This is a genomic window from Frankia torreyi, assembly GCF_000948395.1.
GTDB lineage: Bacteria > Actinomycetota > Actinomycetes > Frankiales > Frankiaceae > Frankia > Frankia torreyi.
The window spans coordinates 1-1,477 of the sequence record NZ_JYFN01000144.1 but is presented as its reverse complement, the minus strand read 5'-3'; the positions used below and the strand labels follow the sequence as shown (position 1 = coordinate 1,477).

Below are 1,477 nucleotides of genomic sequence, written 5' to 3'. Positions count from 1 at the left end.
CTAGGCTGCGAAGCTCCTGACTCAGCGATCGCTTGCGGGTCCGCAGAATAGTGAGCAGGACGTCCCTCCCCTTACGCTGATGCCGCAGCCATTCAGGAGAGTTCTTCCGCAGGTGAACAAGAATGTCGGCGGCGTCGCCGTAGTCGCGTAGCGCGGTGTGGGCTGACGCTACGTCGAGAAGGTGACGACTCAGGTTGTCGGACCGATATCGGCTAGTACGTGGCTGTGGGATTGTCTCCGCGAGCCTCAGCACGCCCCGCGCGTCACCCGCGATCATGACTGCTTCGGCGCGTTTCATCGTCACGACCGGCGGACCGAAGGTTGTCAGGTACTGGTGATAGCGACCGGGCGAGCGGATGACGGACACACGCGACGCGGCAACCTCGGCGAGCGACAGAAATTCGTCGGAGGAGTCACGCCGATTGTTGCGTATCGCGGCGGCCGACCCGCGAAGCAGGAGCCACCCCCATGCCGAGAGTTCCGCATCGCTGGCCGTGGACATCCGCGGTTCGATCGTCGAGGCGGTGTCTCGGGCGAGCGATTCCGCATCGGTGAACCGACCCTGCCTGATGAACAACCACGCCTGCGATATGGCGCCAGATGCTGCGGTAAGAGGGTCGCCCGCGCCTGTCGCGTCCTGTATCGCGTCCCGAATAGCGGCATAGGCGAGATCATATTGTCGCACTTGCGTGAGGAACCATCCGGCAAGTTGATAGATCTCGGCGCGTAGCCGCAACAGTGGGGGCCGTTCCTCGGACGCGGCGTGATCGATCAGCCAATGGCTTTCGCGGACCATGCGAGGGAGCATTGCGGCGACAGCCTCGAAGTCGTCAGCGTGGTAAAGGCGGACGGCTTCCGACAGTGCCGCGCGTAGATCTGCCTCCCGCACCTCGCCGGACGGCTGTTCAGTGAAGGATGCGGCGCCCCCGATGCCGACAACGGGAGTGAGTACCCGACGCAAAGGAAGAAGATTCAGCTTATTGTCTTCCTCGCGGTCGGGGGTGGGTGCGGGGGAAGCCGACCCGAAGAGAGTCGATGTCTCGACGTCGAGTGCACGGGCGAGGATGTGAAGTGTTTCGATTCGGGCGCTTCCGCCCTGTTCGATCTTACGGATCGTGGAAACGCTTAGTCCAGCCGCGTCCGCAAGTGCTTCCTGAGTCAGGCCACGTCGGTGGCGCAGGTTCTGGAGATGGGTTCCCGGTGCCGACTCGTCTACCATCACGCCCTCTTCTCGCCCGCGTGCGCAAGTCATCCTCAGGATACGGCGCCGTGGCTGCCGTGCCGACCACCCGCGATCGTTCGGTCGGACACTTCCGAGGCGAATATTCGTGTGNCTGGCGATCNCTTGTGTCGGGGCGATGGTTCGGCGCGTCCTGGGCGTCGGTGATCGTCGGGTCGGTCGCCGTGCACGCCGGGGGCGGCCGGACGCCCAACGCGCGCAGACGCGCGCACGCGCGTTGGGGCCGTGCATGCACAC

At 64.5% G+C, this 1,477-nt stretch carries 1 protein-coding gene; it reads right to left on the bottom strand.

All coding sequences use genetic code 11. The annotated features are described in order from the left end of the window. A partial coding sequence (locus tag FF36_RS31235) for a helix-turn-helix domain-containing protein (protein ID WP_044888811.1) occupies positions 1-1,219 on the bottom strand: 1,219 nt, incomplete at its 3' end. Positions 1,220-1,477: the final 258 nt, after the last annotated feature.